The organism is Streptomyces sp. NBC_00829 (genome assembly GCF_045161795.1).
Lineage (GTDB): Bacteria > Actinomycetota > Actinomycetes > Streptomycetales > Streptomycetaceae > Streptomyces.
Genome location: NZ_CP108867.1, coordinates 860117 through 876591 on the forward strand (window position 1 = coordinate 860117; position 16475 = coordinate 876591).

Genomic DNA, 16475 nt, shown 5'->3' on the forward strand with positions numbered 1-16475 from the left:
CTGCCCGCCAGCAAAATATGCCGCGGGGAACGGCCCTGGGAAGGGCCCAAAGGAAAAATCCCGGAAAACCGCAGCATCAGCCAAATCATTGGCCAATGGTGATGAAACCACGGCGACTTCACGGGAATGGCGAGGCGTCAGCTGTCCCGTGGGTCGACGACTCTCACCGAGAGCCCGTAGTCCAGCTCCGTCCCGTCGACCAACAGTGACTCGACGGTGCGTGTCGCCGGGTCGATGTCGGCTTCAACGCCCTCACCCGCGTAGTGCGGATAGCCGGAGGATCCGATCCGGCCGGTGGCCACCACGACGGCCGAGCGGAGGGCACTCGCGGCCGACGTCGCACCGTCCCTGCCCTGGACGTGCTCGGGCACCAGCAGGATCTCGAAGCGCTGCGGATCTGTGCTCATGCAAGCGACGCTAGACAGGCCCGGCCCGGCCCGCACGTCGTCATGCGTGCGAAGGCGCGACGCTTCAGCCGATCCGTTCGACCGGGCTCATTCAGGGGGGCTCATTGAGGCGGGCTCGATCAGCCGGACCCGATCAGCCGGGCTCGTTCAGCTGGACTCCCGGCGCAGGGCCCGCGCACCCATCAGATCCTGCGTGACCGGCCCGGCGCCGGGATCGCGCACCACACGGTCCACCAGTTCGGCCAGGCGCTGGCCGGTCACCATGTCGATCTGGACCGTACTCAGCCGCGGCCGGAGCAGCTTACCGAGCAGCAGATCGTCCGCTCCGACGACCGCGGTCTCGGCCGGCACACCGATGCCCGCGTCCTGGAGCGCGCGCATCAGCAGCATCGCGTACTGGTCGTTGTACGCGTACACACCGTCCAGACCGATCGTGCGCCACCTGTCCGCGAGCGCGGCGGCCGAGTTCTCGTCGTACGCGAGGGGCAGCGGCTCGACGCGGGCGCCGTCCCCCGCCGCGGCGCGCCGGGCGCCCTCCAGCCGCGGCTCGCAGAAGATCTTCATGCCCGGCTCCTCGGGCATGACGACACCGATGGCGCGCCGGCCCCGCTCCACCAGATGGGCCACCGCGCAGGCGCCGATCTCGCTCTGGTCCATGACGAGAGAGTGGGCGCCTTCGACGGGGCGCGGTCCGAGCGTGATGACGGCCTTCGCACCGGAGCGCTTGAGCACCTCGACACCGTGCGGGGTGAGCGCGACCTCGCCGAGGGAGACGACGGCCACGGGGCGCAGTTCGGCCCAGGCGCGGGCGGCCTCGTCCCCGCCGAGACCGAGGCTGCCGTACTGCACGGCGGTGTAGTCGAGGCGGCGCAGTGCCCACTGGAGCTCGTTGAAGAAGCGGCTGTAGAGGGGTCCCGCCGGGACGTGCGCGGTGGGCAGCAGCACCATGCGGGTGTGCCCGGCGCGCAGGCTGCGGGCAGCCGCGTGGGGTACATAGCCGAGCACTTCGGCGGCCTCGCGCACCCGGCGGCGGGTGGGCTCACTGATCCGTACGGCAGTGGTGTTGTTGAGCACGTACGAAACCGTGGCCCGGGAAACTCCGGCCAGCCGGGCGACATCGGCGCTGGTCGGAACGGAGCGTTCTGCGGACTGTTCGGGTGGCTGGCTCATCGCGCTCGGCATCTTTCCAGAACAGTTCCGCACAGGCTCCGGCGGATGGCCGGAAAGCGGTGCCGCAGGGCCGTGCTCACGGTCGAAGACCTACCGTGTGCCACTGCTGAAAGGCACCGACATGGCGCTCGCCGACCCGGTGCACTCGTCTGTGGGGAGCATGCCGCTCTGCTCGCCGGACGCCGCTTCGACGTGCGTACGGCGCGGGTCGCGTCCTGCATCGTGACGGCTTCGCGTGCGTCATGTCCTTGCGGGCCAAGATGTCGGAGGCGACGCGGGACAGCGAGATCCTGCGGGCCGGCTCTCAGGCGGAGCGGGACAAGGCGGCGCGAAGGCGAACCAGGCCCGCGGACTCGCGGTGGCGGCCTCGGTGAGGGCGAAGGGTCTCGCGGAGGCGGGTGAAGGACGAGCCGAAGGAATGAGTGCGGACACCCGCCCTGCGGGCCCGGAACGGCCAGGTCCTACCGTGGGGCGGGTGACGAGCTTCCCTGACGCATCCGACGGCACCGCCGACCTGCCGGGCCGCACCGGCCCCTCGGCCACCACCGAGGCCGATCCCGTCGAGGCCGGCCCGGTAGCCACCTCCTACGCCCCCGACCGCGACGGCGATCCCGACCCGGGCGAGATCGTCTGGACATGGGTGCCGTTCGAGGAGAACGACGGACGCGGCAAGGACCGTCCCGTCCTGGTGGTGGCCCGCGAGGAGGGCGGCACACTGCTCGCCGTCCAGTTGTCCAGCAAGCGCCACGACCGGGACCACGAGTGGGTGCCGATCGGCGTCGGGCCCTGGGACAGGGCCGGACGCGAGTCGTGGGTCGATCTGGACCGGGTTCTGCGGGTGCACGAGGACGGGATGCGCCGCGAGGCGTGTGCGCTCGACCGGCCGCGCTTCGACACGGTCGTGGAACGGCTGCGGGAGCGCTACGGCTGGAGCTGACCGGCGAACGTCCCGCGGAAGGCCGCGAGCGTGGGTCCCTCGTCCGTACGGTCCAGTACGGCGAAGACGATCTGCTCGAACTGGCCCGCGAACCGGCCGCTGCCGGTGAGCAGGGCGTGGAAGGCCGCCGCGACGACGCCGGGGGCGTTGCGGAAGACCCCGCAGCCCCAGGCTCCCAGCACCAGCCGCCGGTAGCCGTGTTCCGCGGCCGTCTCCAGGACCCGCTCGGCACGGGAGGAAAGGGCGGCGGGGACACGGTGGGCCTGGTCGGGGGTGCGGGCTGCTATCACTCCGGCGTTCGGCGCGGGTGAGGTCAGAAAGGCGACCGTGTACGGCGTGTCGAGGAGCCGCCCACGGTCGTCACGGAAGACCGGGACCGCCGGCGAGTGAATCACCCGGTCGGAGTAGAACGGGCTGCGGTCAGCACGGTGGTGTGCGTAGAACTCCGGGGCGCGCAGCAGCGTGGCATAGAGCGCTGAGGCCCGGCAGAGCGCCTCCTCCTGCGCCTGCGCGCCGTTCAGAAAGCCACCGCCGGGGTTGCGTGCCGAGGCGAAGTTCAAGGCGGCGACGGGCGCGGTGTCCGCCGCGGTCAGCCGACGGGCCGCTTGGGTGCTGCTCTCGCCCGTGACTTCGAAGGATGTCGTGCGATCGGTGTCCGGGGTGATGTCCAGCGGCCCGGGTCCGTACATCCGCGTACCGGCCAGTGCGGCGGCCACGTCCCGCCCGATGTCCACTTTCCGGCCGTCCGGGGCCGGATAGTGGCCCCTCGCAACGATCTCTTCGGTTTCTTTCGCGATCCCCCGCAGTCGTGCACTCATGGCGGACATCGTCGGCGGAGCCGGCCTGCGCGGCAATCGGATTTCTTACGTCCCACGAACAACACGGGCACTCTTGTGCGAACCCGCGGCCGTGGCCTTAGGTTGGCAGAGTGCCTTCGAGCAGGAGGAACTGATCATGCACCCACCGGATGCCGGTGACTATGGCCGGCCGATAGATCTGGACGAAGCGGAGGATCTGCTGCGATGTATCTGCTTCAAGACCGGTCCGCCCCGAACCGTAGGGGTCGAGGTCGAATGGCTCGTACATGAGCTGGACCGGCCCGAGCGCCGCCCCGTCCCCCCCGACCGCCTCACCGAGGCACATGAGCAGGTACGTTCGCTACAACTGAATTCGGCCCTCACCTTCGAGCCAGGTGGCCAGCTGGAGCTCAGCTCGCTCCCCGCCGCCTCGCTGATGGAGTGCATCGACTCCACAGCCGCCGATCTCGACGCCGTACGCGCGGTCCTCCGCCCGGCAGGCCTGACCCTCAGCGGATTCGGCCTCGACCCCTGGCACCCGCCGCGCCGACTGCTCCACGAACCCCGCTATGACGCCATGGAGGCGTACTTCGACCGGACGGGTCCGTCCGGGCGCGCCATGATGTGCAGTTCGGCCTCGATCCAGGTGTGTCTGGACGCGGGCGAGGAGGAGCCGGGACCGCTCGGCCACGGCAGGCGCTGGCAGCTGGCGCATCTGCTGGGCGCGGTGCTGATGGCGGCCTTCGCGAACTCCCCGGCGCAGGAAGGGCGTTACACCGGATGGCGCTCGACGCGGCAGGCCGTGTGGGCCGCGCTCGACGACGTACGGCCCATGTCACCCGTACTGGACATGGAGCCGCGTGCCGCCTGGGCCGCCCACGCGCTGGACGCCCCGGTGATGTGCGTCCGCAGGACCGAGGGGGCGTGGGAGCTGCCCGCCGGCCTGACGTTCCGGCAGTGGCTGAGTTCCAGGAGCCCGCGCCCGCCGACCCGCGAGGATCTCGACTACCACCTGACCACCCTCTTTCCGCCCACAAGACCGCGTGGACATCTCGAACTGCGCATGATCGACGCCCAGTCCGGCGACGACGGGTGGCTGGTGCCGCTCGCCGTCACCACCGCGCTGTTCGACGACGCCGAGGCCGCGGAGACGGTCTACCGCGCGGTGAAACCCCTGGCGGAGTACGCCGGTTCGCTGCGCGCACCGCGCAATCCGCTGTGGGCCAACGCCGCCCGTCACGCACTGGCCGACCCCGAGCTGCACGCCGCCGCCGTGATCTGCTTCGCCACCGCCCTGGAGGCACTCCCCCGGATCGGTGCGTCCGACGCCGTGCGGGACGCGGTCGCCGACTTCAACGAGCGCCATGTACTGCGGGGCCGATGTCCCGCCGACGACCTGCGGATTCCCTCCCCGGGGGGTCTCAGGAAGGAACCGAGCACATGACCGAAGACCTCCGGCGCCTTGCCCTGGACGCGCTCACCACCGCCCGAGCCCGCACCGCCACTCTCACGGAGTGCGTCGACGACCATGAACTGACGGCCCAGCACTCGCCGTTGATGTCCCCGCTGGTCTGGGACCTGGCGCACATCGGCAACCAGGAGGAGCAGTGGCTGCTGCGCACGGTCGGCGGCCGTGAGGCGCTGCGGCCCGAGATCGACTCCGTCTACGACGCCTTTGAACATCCGCGGGCCCTGCGGCCCACGTTGCCGCTGCTGGCCCCCGCCGAGGCGCGCACCTACGCCTCCGACGTGCGCGGGCGCGTCCTCGACATCCTTGAGTCCACGCCACTGGAGGGCCGTCGACTCGTCGATTCCGCGTTCGCCTTCGGGATGATCGCCCAGCACGAGCAGCAGCACGACGAGACGATGCTCATCACCCATCAGCTGCGCAAGGGCCCGGCGGCTCTCACCGCGCCCGAGCCTGCGGCCGGCAGCGCGGAAGGTCTGCCGGCCGAAGTCCTCGTCCCCGGCGGACCGTTCACCATGGGCACGTCGACCGAGCCGTGGGCGCTGGACAACGAGCGGCCCGCGCACCAGCGGACGGTACCGGCGTTCTTCCTCGACACCATGCCCGTGACCTGCGGCGCGTACATCGCCTTCATCGAGGACGGCGGCTATGGGGACCGCCGTTGGTGGGCGGCCGAGGGCTGGGACCAGATCCGGCAGCACGACATCGGCGCGCCGCTGTTCTGGCGACGCGACGGCGGCCAGTGGCTGCGCCGGCGGTTCGGAGTGACCGAGCCGGTGCCCATGGACGAGCCGGTGCTGCATGTGAGCTGGTACGAGGCCGACGCATATGCCCGCTGGGCGGGGCGCCGGCTGCCCACGGAGGAGGAGTGGGAGAAGGCGGCGCGCCACGATCCGGCGTCGGACCGCTCGCGCCGCTTCCCGTGGGGCGACGCCGATCCCTCCACGGCACATGCCAACCTCGGCCAGCGCCATCTGCGCCCCGCCCCCGCCGGAAGCTATCCGGAGGGAGAGTCGCCGCTCGGCGTACGACAGCTGATCGGCGATGTCTGGGAGTGGACGGCGAGCGACTTCCTTCCCTACCCGGGCTTTGCGGCCTTCCCCTACCGCGAGTACTCCGAGGTGTTCTTCGGAAGCGCCCACAAGGTGCTGCGCGGCGGCTCGTTCGCCGTCGACGCGGTGGCCTGCCGGGGCACGTTCCGCAACTGGGACCTTCCGGTGCGCCGGCAGATATTCTCCGGGTTCCGTACGGCACGGGACGCAGCCGTACACGGGGAGCGGTCCTGATGTGCCGGCACATCGCCTACCTCGGACCCGAGCTGCCGCTCGGGCGGCTCCTGGTCGAGCCCGTCCACGGTCTGTTCCGGCAGTCCTGGGCGCCGCGCCGGCAGCGCTACGGAACGGTCAACGCCGACGGATTCGGTGTCGGCTGGTACGCGCAGGACGATCCCGTACCCGCCCGGTACCGCCGGCCGGGCCCCATCTGGGCGGATCTCTCCTTCGCGGATCTCGCCCGGGTGGTCCGCAGCGGCGCGTTGCTCGCCGCCGTGCGGGATGCCACCGAGGCGGGTGCCGACGGTGAGGCGGCGGCTGCGCCGTTCGCCGCCGGACCGTGGCTGTTCAGCCACAACGGCGCGGTGAAGGGCTGGCCCGCGGCCCTCGCCCCGCTCGCCGCGACCCTGCCCCCGGCCGAACTGCTCTCTCTGGAGGCCCGCTGCGACTCCGCGCTGGTGTGGGCCCTGGTGCTGCACCGGCTGCGGGACGGCGACGAGATGGGCCAGGCACTGGCCGACACGGTCCGCGAGGTCGCCGCGTTCGCGCCGGACTCCCGGCTCAATCTGCTCCTCACCGACGGCGAGACGGTCGCCGCGACGGCGTGGGGGGACAGCCTCGCGTATCTCGCCGAGCCCGGGCGCCGCACGGTCGTGGCCTCGGAGCCGTACGACGACGATCCGCACTGGCGCGAGGTCCCCGACCGCACCCTGCTGGCGGCGACCCGCACCGATGTCCTTCTGACCCCGCTCAAGGAGCCACCCGCGTGAGCCCGTACCTGCTGACCCGAACCCTGCCCGAGGACGCCACCGACGCCGCTCTGCGCGCGGATGTGCTGAACGGGCTGACCCGAACGCCCAAGACCCTGCCGCCCAAGTGGTTCTACGACGCACGCGGCAGCGAGCTCTTCGAGGAGATCACCCGGCTCCCCGAGTACTACCCGACCCGGGCGGAGCGCGAGATCCTGCTCGCCCGCGCGTCCGAGATCGCCGCGGCGACCGGGGCCCGCACCCTGGTGGAGCTGGGCTCGGGCTCCTCGGAGAAGACCCGGCATCTGCTGGACGAGCTCGGCGCGCTGGAGAGCTATGTGCCCGTCGACGTGAGCGAGAGCGCACTGGCGGGCGCGGCCAGGTCGCTGCTCGCCGAGCGGCCCTCGCTCCATGTCCATGCCCTGATCGCCGACTTCACCCGAGGTCTCACCCTGCCCGGCACGCCGGGGCCGCGGCTGATCGCCTTCCTCGGCGGCACGATCGGCAATCTGCTGCCGGACGAGCGCGCGGTGTTCCTGCGCTCCGTGCGCACCCTGATGGACCCCGGTGACGCGCTTCTGCTCGGCACCGACCTGGTGAAGGACGAGGAGGTGCTGGTGCGGGCGTATGACGACGCCTCGGGCGTGACGGCCGCCTTCAACAAGAACGTGCTCTCCGTCATCGCCCGGGAGCTCGACGCCGACGTCGACCCCGACGACTTCGATCATGTGGCGCTGTGGAACAGCGAGCGGGAGTGGATCGAGATGCGGTTGCGGGCCCGCTCCGCGCTGACCGTGAAAATCCCCGAACTGGACCTCGTGGTCCCCTTCGCAGCGGGCGAGGAGATGCGCACGGAGGTGTCGGCGAAGTTCCGTCAGGAGGGTGTACGGGCGGAACTGGCCGCCTCCGGGCTGGAGCTGACGAACTGGTGGACGGACACGGAGGGCAGGTTCGCGCTGTCCCTGGCAACAGCCCGCTGAGCGGCACGGGCCAGTGAACGGCGGTCGGGGAAACTCGAAGCGGGGATGACGGGCAGCAGCCGGATCTCCGCGGCGAGCCCTCCGGCCGCCGCGACCCGCCACAGGGAGGCGGTCAGCGAGTCCTCACCGACGAAGGCCGCGGCGCCCGTGGGCAGATAGCTGATCGCCACCGGCTGCACTGCGGCACCCGCGTCCAGCGCCGCCTGGAAGACGGCCGGCCTGAAACGGCCCTGGGCACGGCCGCACCAGGTGGATCCCTCGGGAAAGGCGATGACCCTGGCGCCGCCGCTCATGGCCGCCGCCATCTCGCGGACGGTGCCGGGCAGCGCACGGAGCCGGTCCCGCTCCACGAAGAACGTGCCGCCGCGTGCGGCGAGCGGCCCGAGCACCGGCCAGCGCCGGACTTCGCTCTTGGCCAGCATCCGTCCGGGCAGGGCCGCGGCGATCAGTGGTATGTCCAGCCAGGAGATGTGGTTGGCGACGACGAGAGTCGCCCCGGGGCCCTGGGGGCGGCCGACGATCCTGATGCGTACGCCGAAGGCACGGACCACCGCACGGGCCCAGCTGCGGGTCATCAGATGCCGGAACCGTCTCCCGAGCACCGTCGCGGCGAGCGCGACCACCGGCCCGAGCAGGAGGCCGGCAAGCACGGTCAGCGTCCCCGCAAGGAGCCGGGCGGCCACCTGGAGCGAGCCCGCCGCCGGTCCCGGGTGGGTGGCACAGCCCCGCGGGGTGCAGGGCGCACTGGGCAGCCAGACGCTCATCGCACCGGGGCGAGGGAGAGGAAGTGGCGCAGGTAGCGGGGGTTGGTGCGGCGCAGCGAGAGCAGTACGTAGAGGTCCGCCACGCCGAAGTCGGGGTCGTGGGCGGGGGCTCCGCAGACCCATGCGCCGAGCCGCAGATAGCCGCGGAGCAGGGCGGGCAGTTCTGTGCGGCCCTCGGGCCGGGCGACGGAGTCGGGGTTCCAGAGCTTGTGCGGGGTGACCCAGTACTCCTCGGGGGCGAGGTTCCTGGCCCTGACCGTGTCCCAGGTGGCCGCGGCCAGCGTGCCGCCGTCGGCGAGCGGGATGGAGCAGCAGCCGGCCAGCCAGTTGTGCCCGGTACGGCTCATGTAGCGGGCGAGTCCGGCCCAGATGAGGGCGATGACGGCGCCGTTGCGGTGCAGGGGGTGGACGCAGGAGCGGCCCACCTCGACGAGATCGTCGCGGATCGGAGCGAGCCTGGCCAGGTCGAACTCGGTCTCGGAGTAGAGCCGACCCGCCACCCGGGCGCGCTCCGGCGGCAGGAGCCGGTAGGTGCCGACGACATCGCCGGTGTCGGCCTCGCGGACCAGCAGGTGGTCGCAGTACGCGTCGAAGGCGTCGATGTCGAGGCCGGGCTCGGGTCCGTCGAGCCGTGCGCCCATCTCTCCAGCGAACACCTGGTGGCGCAGACGCTGCGCGGCCCGTACGTCCGCCTGGTCCCGGGCCAGGGAGACGACATAGCGCTGGTGGTCCCCCTCGCCCAGAGACGCGGGGGCGGGCGCCGGCAGCGGGGCGGCAAGCTGCGCGGGGACGCTGAGGGGGGCGGGGACGACAGCTGGCGATGCGGGCATGACGGTCTCCTGTGCCGGACGGAAGGGGACGGACCGCGGGTGCGGCGGCCCGGCTCCTTACTTCTTCCGTGGTCGGCTGGATTCGACATGACACCCCGGCGGAGAGTGGATGTGCGACGGCTGAATGGCGGGGAATGGGGCGCCTGCGGGGCGACGGAGGATGGGCGCGGCCGAACGCTCGGTGGATGGCGAGCGGAGCCGCCCGTGAAGACCGCGCCGGGCTTGGCGGCGGTCTTGCCCGGCACGGGGAAGAAGCCGGGTCTGCCCCTTCAGGCGGACCGCTCGTCGCGCTCCGGGCCGCCCGGCAGCTCACGAGGCACCAGGGTCGGATTGACGTTGTCGAGCACGGTGTCGCGGGTGACCACGACCCGGGCCACGTCGTCCCGGCTCGGCACCTCGTACATCACATGCAGCAGTACCTCTTCGAGGACCGCGCGGGCTGCTCGGGCTCCGGTCCGGCGGAGCAGCGCCTGTTCGGCGATCGCGCCGACGGCGTCCTCGGTGAACTCCAGCTCGACGCCGTCGATCTCGAAGAGCCGCTGATACTGCTTGATCAGCGCATTGCGCGGCTCGGTGAGGATGCGCATCAGGGCCGTGCGGTCGAGCGGCCGTACGCTCGTCACCATCGGCAGGCGGCCCACGAACTCGGGGATCAGCCCGAACGCGATGAGGTCCTGGGGCAGCACCTGCGCGAAGACGTCCCGCTCCTCCCGCTCCGCCTGCGTAAGGTGCGTGGCCCCGAAGCCGATGCCCTTGGCTCCGGCCCGCGACTCGATGATCTCCTCGAGACCGGCGAAGGCGCCGCCCACGATGAACAGCACGTTCGCCGTGTCGATCTGGATGAACTCCTGCTGGGGCTGCTTGCGTCCGCCCTGCGGAGGCACGCTCACGACCGCGCCCTCCAGAACCTTGAGCAGCGCCTGCTGGACGCCCTCCCCCGACACGTCCCGGGTGATCGACGGGTTCTCGCTCTTTCGCGCCACCTTATCGATCTCGTCGATGTAGACGATCCCGGTCTCGGCCCTGCGGATGTCGTTGTCGGCGGCCTGGATGAGCTTCAGGAGGATGCTGTCGACGTCCTCCCCCACATACCCCGCCTCGGTGAGCGCCGTGGCGTCGACGATCGCCATCGGGACGTCGAGCATGCGGGCGAGCGTCTGGACGAGATGGGTCTTCCCGCAGCCGGTCGGGCCGAGCAGCAGGATATTGGACTTGCCGAGCTCGACGGGCGGATCCTCCGCAAGGGACCCGCCGCCCACGCGCGCGCGAATGCGCTTGTAGTGGTTGTGGACCGCCACCGCCAGCGTCTTCTTGGCGGTGTCCTGTCCTATGACGTACTGCCCGAGGAAGTCATGGATCTCGCGCGGTGTCGGGAGCTCCCATGGCCCACCGCCGCCGGGCTCGGTGCGGTCCTCGTCGATGAGCTCGGTGCAGAGCCCGACGCATTCGTCGCAGATGCAGAGCCTGTCCGGACCCGCTATGAGCCTCCTGACCTGCTTCTGGGTCTTGCCGCAGAATGTGCACGTCGGCAGGTCGCCTCTGTCGCCGATGACTGCCACTCTGAAACGACTCCTCAAGAGGTACGGGCCCACTCGAAACGGCCAGGCCAGATGACGTCATCATCTGAATGGCCACGGTATCTTGAACCGGAACGGGCGGCAACGCCGGGAATGCTGGAGCGGGTGAGGGCAATGAGCCGGCTCAACAGGGCGCAGGTGCAGGAACGCAACCGTGCCAAGGTACTGGCAGCCGCCAGGGACGAGTTCACCGAGCACGGCTTCCGGGACGCCAAAGTGGATGCGATCGCCGAGCGCGCCGGGCTGACCCGAGGCGCCGTCTACTCCAACTTCCCCGGCAAACGCGCGCTCTACTTCGCGGTGCTGGCCGACGTGGCGGAGCACGCACCCGAACCCCCGCATCCGAAGCCGGGCCGCACCGGGCGCGAGGCGCTGGGCGCATTCGCCCGCTCCTGGATCTCCCAGCTCCCGCTTGCCGGTACGGAGGGACAGCAGGACCCGCCCCGGCTCGGCAGGTACCTGATGCCCGAGATCCTCGCCGAGGAGTGGATCCGGCGGCCGTTCGCCCAGCTCATGAAGCTCGACGCGGTGCTGCTCGGGCTCGCTCTGGAGCAGTCGCCGCGCTCGGGTGTGCGGGCCGCAGACCCGCTCCCCGGCCGACTGGTGCGCATCGCCGAGGCCACGCTCACCACGCTGTACGGCGCGAGCCAACTGGCGGACGCCGCACCGGGCTTCATCGACCCCTTCAACGTCGTCGGCACCTGCGAGCGACTCGCGGACCTCCGCCTTGATGACACCTGGCCCCCACCGCACCTCGCCTTCGTCCCGCCGGCGCTGCCGGCCGACGAGCCCTGGGCACCGCCGCCGGTCGCCGTCGACCTGGTGCGCGGTCGGCCCGTGCGGCTCGGCGGCGACGGTGTACTGGCCGTGCTCGGCCTGCACCGGCTGGAGGCCGCGGAGGAGTTGGTGCGGGCCGCACCGGCGGGTGCGGCCGTCACCGCCGTCCTGGCCACGGCCAGCCCCGGCGAGCTGGGTCCGCTCGCGCGCCTGGCCGTGGCCGATCTAGGCGGCTGTCTGCGCGGCGCCTTCCCCGAGTCGGCGTGGCCCCGCCTTCGGGTGGTCCCCGACGAGTCCGGCGCCGTCGCCGCGGCAGCCGGCGTGGCGGTGGTCGGCGACGGGACGGAGGCCGCCGTCCGTCTCGACGGCGGCCGGATCGTCGCCCGCGCGCACGGCCGCGGAGCCTGCCACGCCGCGGCCTCGGCCCCGGCCGGGAAGCGGACCTGCCGGGCTCCGGCGCCGACCGTGCGGTTCTCCTGACCGGGCGGTTCCCGGAACCGGCGGTTCGGGTGGAACTCAGGCGCCCTTGCTGGAGTCGAGATGGGCGAACACGACCACGTTGTCGCTGTAGTCCTTGGCCTTCCGGTCGTAGGAGCCGCCACAGGTGATCAGACGGAGCTGCGCGTCGGGGGTATCGGTGTAGACCCGATTGTCGGGGAAGTTCGCCTTGCTGAAGGTCTCGACGGAATCGACCTTGAAGGTGGCCACCGTGCCGTCCTCGCGGGTGACGTCGACCTTGCTCCCCTTCTTGAGCGTGTTCAGCAGGAGGAACACGGCCGGTCCCGTCCTGGTGTCGACATGCCCGGCGACGATCGAGGCTCCGCGCTCGCCGGGCGTCACGCCGCCCTTGAACCAGCCGACGAGGTTGTTGTCGTCCGGGGCAGGCGCGTTGAGCTGTCCCGACGCTCCGATGGACAGGCCGGTGAAGGGGGCGTCGACGGCGATGTCGGGGATGGACAGGCGCTTCGGTACGGACCGGGGCAGGCCGGGCGCGGTCTCGGACGCGGGAACCGAGGACGTCGAGGTGGACTGTTCCGTCGTCGAGACGACGGCGCCGGGAGAAACCTGGGCCGTTCCCTGGTCCGAGGTGTCCGGGGAGTTCAGGATGAGCAGGAGGCCCAGCCCCATCGAGGCCACGGACCAGAGCATCTGGCGGCCGATGGGACGCGCGGCGGAGGGGGTTCCGGTCCAGCTGTTCGAACCGGGTTTCTGCTGGACGGCCATGGGTGCGGGCCTTTCGTGGACAAGGCGTCAGCGGGACGCGTGCGGACGGCCCGTCGGGTCCGCCACAGCGCGGGAAGCGGGCACCGCGGCCACCGTCCCGGAGGATGGCGGCCGCGGCCCGACTGCGACTTACGGGAAGAAGGGGCTATCAAGCCGCCGCGCCACCCCCGGCGTTGCGGCGGCGCAGCGTGTACACGCCGGCGCCGAGACCACCGAGGAGGAGCACCGTGCCGGCGGCGAGGCCGCTACCGGACAGGGCCAGGCCGCCGCCACCGGTGTGGACACCGCCGCTGGGCTTCTCCCACTTGCCGGACCACTCCTTGCCGGAGTCTTCCTTGCTCCACTCCTTACCGGAGTCTTCCTTGCTCCACTCCTTGCCCGACTCCTTGCCCGACTCCTTGCCGGCCTCCTTGCCGGACTCCTTGCCGGCCTCCTCCTTGCTCCAGCCGCTGGAGGAGGTACCGCTGGACGAGGTGCCGCTGGAGGAGGTGCTGTCGGAGCCGACGCTGGCGCTGGGGCTGCTGGAGGAAGATCCGGTGTCCTTCTCCCAGTCGCCGGACATCGTCACGGCGCCTGCGACGGGAGCTGAGAGGGCGAGGACCGCGGTCACGGCGGCCGAGGCGAAAAGGGTGCGGGCAGAGCGCATGGGAACACTTTCCTTTCGCCGCTGCTGCGAAGGCTGACACTTCGTCGGCTCATCGGATCGCAGCGCGACATGATCCACCGTCAGCCGGTTTCCCGATCCGCACCATTCGAGAGCACCGCATTCGAGGGACGCCCTGGGCCCTTCGAGTGGCGTAGGGCCGATAATCACCCTTTGGAATGTGCGCCACGCCGAGGCAAGGTTTGGCGCGGAGCGGCTCGCGTCGCCCCGCCCGTCGAGGGCACCGCAGGCTCGGGCGGGCACCTCCGTCCCCGCTCCGGCGGACCGTCCGGCCCGGCTGCGGGCCGCCACTCCCGGCCGACGCCTCGCGCCCCGCGTCACCCTGGGGCACGGTGGAGTGAACGCATCGAGAGGAGTGCGACACACATGTCGAATCACACCTACCGGGTCACCGAGATCGTCGGCACCTCACCCGACGGAATCGACCAGGCCATCCGCAACGGCATCGACCGGGCGTCCCAGACCCTCCGGGCCCTCGACTGGTTCGAGATGACCGAGGTCCGCGGCCAGATCGTCGACGGGCAGATCCAGCACTGGCAGGTCGGCCTCAAGGTCGGATTCCGCCTCGAGAACGGCGAGTAGTCCCGGGGCAGGCCGGGCGGGCGGCAGCCGCCGCAGCTGGACGGGAGGGGGGTCGGAGGGCCGAGGCGGGTGGCCCGGCCCGCTCGGTCGCGTCTCAGCCGGCCGGGGACACGGCAGCGAGGTCTCCTGCGCCCCCGCGCCCCGGCATCAGCGCCCCGGGCGGGCCCGGTCACGGCGTCTTCCGGAGACTCGGGCGGGCCATGACGGCTCCGCAGGGCTCAGGTGCGGCCCTGGTTCTCCTGTGCGTCCTTCAGCGCCTCGGACGCGTCCGTCCACCGCGCCCGTACCACTGTGAAACCCGCCCGCTCGGCCGCGTCGCAGACCAGTTCGTCGTCGTCCACCAGCATCCGGATCTCACGGTCGCCGCCCAGTCTGCGCAGGATCTCCAGTTTGGTGTGGCGGGCGGGCCTGCGGTCGTCGTTGCGCCGCATGAAGATCCGCCCCTCCGGCAGTCCCTGCTCCACGAGCCACGCCACGGTGTCCCGGCGGCAGCGCTCCGGCCTGCCCGTGAGATACATGACCTCGCACTCCCGCGCCGCCTCCTGGCACAGCTCCACGCCCTCGGCGAGCGGAGGGTCCTGCGGGGCCGCCGCGAAAAAGGCGCTCCAGTCGCGCGGCTTGCGCTCCAGGAAGTGTTGCCGGTGGCCGGAGTCGGCGAGCGTTCCGTCCAGGTCGAATACGGCCAGTGGCCTGCTGTTTCGCGTCACGGTGCCCAGAGTAAGGGCTGTCCCGTCATCCCCGGCGGGTCAGCGCACGGCGTCAGATGCGGCGCATCGCACGGCGGAGGGTCGTCCTCATACGGGGCGTATTCGGCTGAGCCCGACAACGCGGCGAGGTGGCGCGGGCGGCCGGGAGCCGCACCGCGCCCTATCTGCTCCGGTCCCTCGGCTGACCCGCGCTACGCCGCCGTGTCGAAGGTGTAGTACCGGGTGTGGTCGAGCATGTCGGCCGGGGTCACGTTGTTCCACGGGCGCATGGTGTCGCGCAGGTCGACGACGTTGGGCGTGCCGGCGGCCGGGAGGTAGGTCGAGCCGGGGTGACGGGCCTGCCACTCGGCCCAGAGCTTGTCGATGAACGCGTGGTGGAGCCAGAACACCGGGTCGTTCGGGGATACCCCGGTGCCCATCTGGCCGCCCACCCAGACATGGACCCGGTTGTGCAGATTGACCCCGCGCCAGCCTTCGAGGTGGTTGCGGAAGCCGTCGGACGCGCTGTTCCACGGCGGTGCGTCATAGGTCGCCATGGCGAGTACGGAGTCGACCTCGGCACGGGTCGGCAGCTGCCGTCCGCCGGCGCCGAGCTCCCGGCGCAGATAACCGCGCCCGTCGACGCGTATGGACACCGGCCACTTGCCGGAGGCGAAGGCGAACGGCCCGTCCATCACCTGGCCGTCCCGGCGGCGGCCGGTGCCGCCGAGGAAGTCGGCCGCCCAGATCGACGAGGCGGCGGTGCGATCCTGCGTCCAGTCCCAGTAAGGGAGCGCCACGGACGGGTCGACGGCCTGGAGCGCCTGCTCGAACTGTATGAGGAACCTGCGGTGCCAGGGCAGGAAGGAGGGCGAACGGTGCCCGACACGGTCGCCGTTGTCGGTGTCGCTCATGATGAAGGCGTTGTGGGTAGTGACGAATGTGTCGTACCGCCCGGAGCGCTTGAGCTCCAGCAGGGCGTCGACGAACCGCTTCTTCTCGGTGGTGGAGAGCTGGGACTGGTTCTTGCGTACGGTCATGGTGAGAGTGCTCCCGGATCAGGCGACGGCGAGGGGGACGAGTTCTGCGCCCTGGAGTTCCAGCACGGCGGCGCGGGCCACGGCGCGGGGCGTGGCAAACGTCTCGTAGTGGTTGACGACGCTGATCCAGGTGCCGTCGGCGTTCTGCATGACGTGCAGTTCCTCGCCGTCGATGCGCACGGCATAGCCGCCGCCGTGTCCGCCCCCGTGATGTCCGCCCCCGTGCGACGGCGCGCCCTGTATACGGCGGCCCTGGTAGACCTCGTCGAACGCCGCGGGATCGGCGGCGGCCGGCTTCGGCCGTACGGCAGCGGCGGCAGTGCCCGCTACGGTCAGCGCGGCGGCCGCTCCGGCGACGGCGCCGAGCGCACGTCGGCGGGTGATTTCAGGCATGGCAAACCCCCAGAGAAAGCTGTGGTCGGTACGTCATGGGCGTGGTCGGCACCCATGACGTCGCCATACCTACCGGCTCGGTCGAACTCCGGGGAAATCGCCGGGAATTGGTTGACTGCTATGCGGACATGTCGCGATACGCTGTGCAGCGTTGAACAA

General features: G+C 71.3%; 18 protein-coding genes. 7 read left to right on the plus strand and 11 right to left on the minus strand.

Annotated elements, in window-relative coordinates; translation table 11 throughout:
- Nucleotides 1–137: 137 nt before the first annotated feature.
- Nucleotides 138–407, minus strand: coding sequence for a hypothetical protein (locus OG293_RS03510; protein ID WP_405997273.1), 270 nt, complete (start codon nt 405–407; stop codon nt 138–140).
- A gap of 147 nt (nt 408–554) precedes the next feature.
- On the minus strand, nt 555–1577 hold the full coding sequence (locus tag OG293_RS03515) for a LacI family DNA-binding transcriptional regulator (RefSeq protein WP_405997274.1): 1023 nt from the start codon (nt 1575–1577) through the stop codon (nt 555–557).
- A gap of 418 nt (nt 1578–1995) precedes the next feature.
- Here OG293_RS03515 and OG293_RS03520 point away from each other — a divergent pair, with 418 nt between their 5' ends.
- Nucleotides 1996–2514 (plus strand): type II toxin-antitoxin system PemK/MazF family toxin, encoded by a 519-nt coding sequence (locus OG293_RS03520; RefSeq protein WP_405997275.1) that lies wholly within the window; start codon nt 1996–1998, stop codon nt 2512–2514.
- On the opposite strand, the gene OG293_RS03525 is transcribed toward OG293_RS03520, so the two are convergent.
- On the minus strand, nt 2499–3332 hold the full coding sequence (locus OG293_RS03525; RefSeq protein WP_405997276.1) for a TIGR02452 family protein: 834 nt from the start codon (nt 3330–3332) through the stop codon (nt 2499–2501). The genes OG293_RS03520 and OG293_RS03525 overlap by 16 nt on opposite strands.
- A 136-nt stretch (nt 3333–3468) precedes the next feature.
- On the opposite strand from OG293_RS03525, the gene egtA reads away from it, so the two are divergent.
- The 4 genes from egtA to egtD are packed head-to-tail and all read left to right on the plus strand — an operon-like array spanning nt 3469 to nt 7779.
- Complete coding sequence (gene egtA, locus OG293_RS03530; protein WP_405997277.1) at nt 3469–4755, plus strand: ergothioneine biosynthesis glutamate--cysteine ligase EgtA; 1287 nt, start codon at nt 3469–3471, stop codon at nt 4753–4755.
- Nucleotides 4752–6065 carry an ergothioneine biosynthesis protein EgtB gene (gene egtB, locus OG293_RS03535; protein WP_405997278.1) on the plus strand — a complete coding sequence of 438 codons (1314 nt, stop codon included), beginning with the start codon at nt 4752–4754 and terminating at the stop codon, nt 6063–6065. Before egtA ends, egtB begins: the two co-directional genes overlap by 4 nt.
- Nucleotides 6065–6820: an ergothioneine biosynthesis protein EgtC gene (gene egtC, locus OG293_RS03540; protein ID WP_405997279.1), complete on the plus strand. Its 756-nt coding sequence runs from the start codon at nt 6065–6067 to the stop codon at nt 6818–6820. The genes egtB and egtC overlap by 1 nt, the downstream gene beginning before the upstream one ends.
- Nucleotides 6817–7779, plus strand: coding sequence for an L-histidine N(alpha)-methyltransferase (gene egtD / locus OG293_RS03545; RefSeq protein WP_405997280.1), 963 nt, complete (start codon nt 6817–6819; stop codon nt 7777–7779). Before egtC ends, egtD begins: the two co-directional genes overlap by 4 nt.
- On the opposite strand, the gene OG293_RS03550 is transcribed toward egtD, so the two are convergent.
- The 3 genes from OG293_RS03550 to clpX all read right to left on the minus strand — a co-directional run bounded on the left by OG293_RS03550 (nt 7674) and on the right by clpX (nt 10932).
- Complete coding sequence (locus OG293_RS03550; RefSeq protein ID WP_405997281.1) at nt 7674–8543, minus strand: lysophospholipid acyltransferase family protein; 870 nt, start codon at nt 8541–8543, stop codon at nt 7674–7676. The genes egtD and OG293_RS03550 overlap by 106 nt on opposite strands.
- Nucleotides 8540–9373 (minus strand): GNAT family N-acetyltransferase, encoded by an 834-nt coding sequence (locus OG293_RS03555; protein WP_405997282.1) that lies wholly within the window; start codon nt 9371–9373, stop codon nt 8540–8542. Before OG293_RS03555 ends, OG293_RS03550 begins: the two co-directional genes overlap by 4 nt.
- A gap of 269 nt (nt 9374–9642) precedes the next feature.
- Complete coding sequence (clpX, locus tag OG293_RS03560; RefSeq protein ID WP_405997283.1) at nt 9643–10932, minus strand: ATP-dependent Clp protease ATP-binding subunit ClpX; 1290 nt, start codon at nt 10930–10932, stop codon at nt 9643–9645.
- A 132-nt stretch (nt 10933–11064) separates the two neighbouring features.
- Between clpX and OG293_RS03565 the strand changes: the two genes are divergently transcribed.
- Complete coding sequence (locus OG293_RS03565; RefSeq protein WP_405997284.1) at nt 11065–12207, plus strand: TetR/AcrR family transcriptional regulator; 1143 nt, start codon at nt 11065–11067, stop codon at nt 12205–12207.
- Nucleotides 12208–12243: 36 nt separating this feature from the next.
- On the opposite strand, the gene OG293_RS03570 is transcribed toward OG293_RS03565, so the two are convergent.
- Together OG293_RS03570 and OG293_RS03575 are read right to left on the minus strand one after the other, a co-directional pair.
- Complete coding sequence (locus tag OG293_RS03570) at nt 12244–12951, minus strand: class F sortase (protein ID WP_405997285.1); 708 nt, start codon at nt 12949–12951, stop codon at nt 12244–12246.
- 148 nt (nt 12952–13099) lie between these two features.
- On the minus strand, nt 13100–13597 hold the full coding sequence (locus OG293_RS03575) for a hypothetical protein (protein ID WP_405997286.1): 498 nt from the start codon (nt 13595–13597) through the stop codon (nt 13100–13102).
- 384 nt (nt 13598–13981) lie between these two features.
- Here OG293_RS03575 and OG293_RS03580 point away from each other — a divergent pair, with 384 nt between their 5' ends.
- The gene (locus OG293_RS03580) at nt 13982–14197 is read left to right on the plus strand and encodes a dodecin (protein WP_405997287.1); all 216 of its coding nucleotides are present in this window, start codon (nt 13982–13984) and stop codon (nt 14195–14197) included.
- A gap of 218 nt (nt 14198–14415) precedes the next feature.
- On the opposite strand, the gene OG293_RS03585 is transcribed toward OG293_RS03580, so the two are convergent.
- From OG293_RS03585 to OG293_RS03595, 3 genes are all read right to left on the minus strand, one after another.
- Nucleotides 14416–14904, minus strand: coding sequence for an HAD family acid phosphatase (locus tag OG293_RS03585; RefSeq protein WP_405997288.1), 489 nt, complete (start codon nt 14902–14904; stop codon nt 14416–14418).
- Nucleotides 14905–15095: 191 nt separating this feature from the next.
- Nucleotides 15096–15923 carry a tyrosinase family protein gene (locus OG293_RS03590; RefSeq protein ID WP_405997289.1) on the minus strand — a complete coding sequence of 276 codons (828 nt, stop codon included), beginning with the start codon at nt 15921–15923 and terminating at the stop codon, nt 15096–15098.
- A gap of 18 nt (nt 15924–15941) precedes the next feature.
- Nucleotides 15942–16316, minus strand: coding sequence for a tyrosinase cofactor (locus OG293_RS03595; RefSeq protein WP_405997290.1), 375 nt, complete (start codon nt 16314–16316; stop codon nt 15942–15944).
- Nucleotides 16317–16475 lie beyond the last annotated feature (159 nt).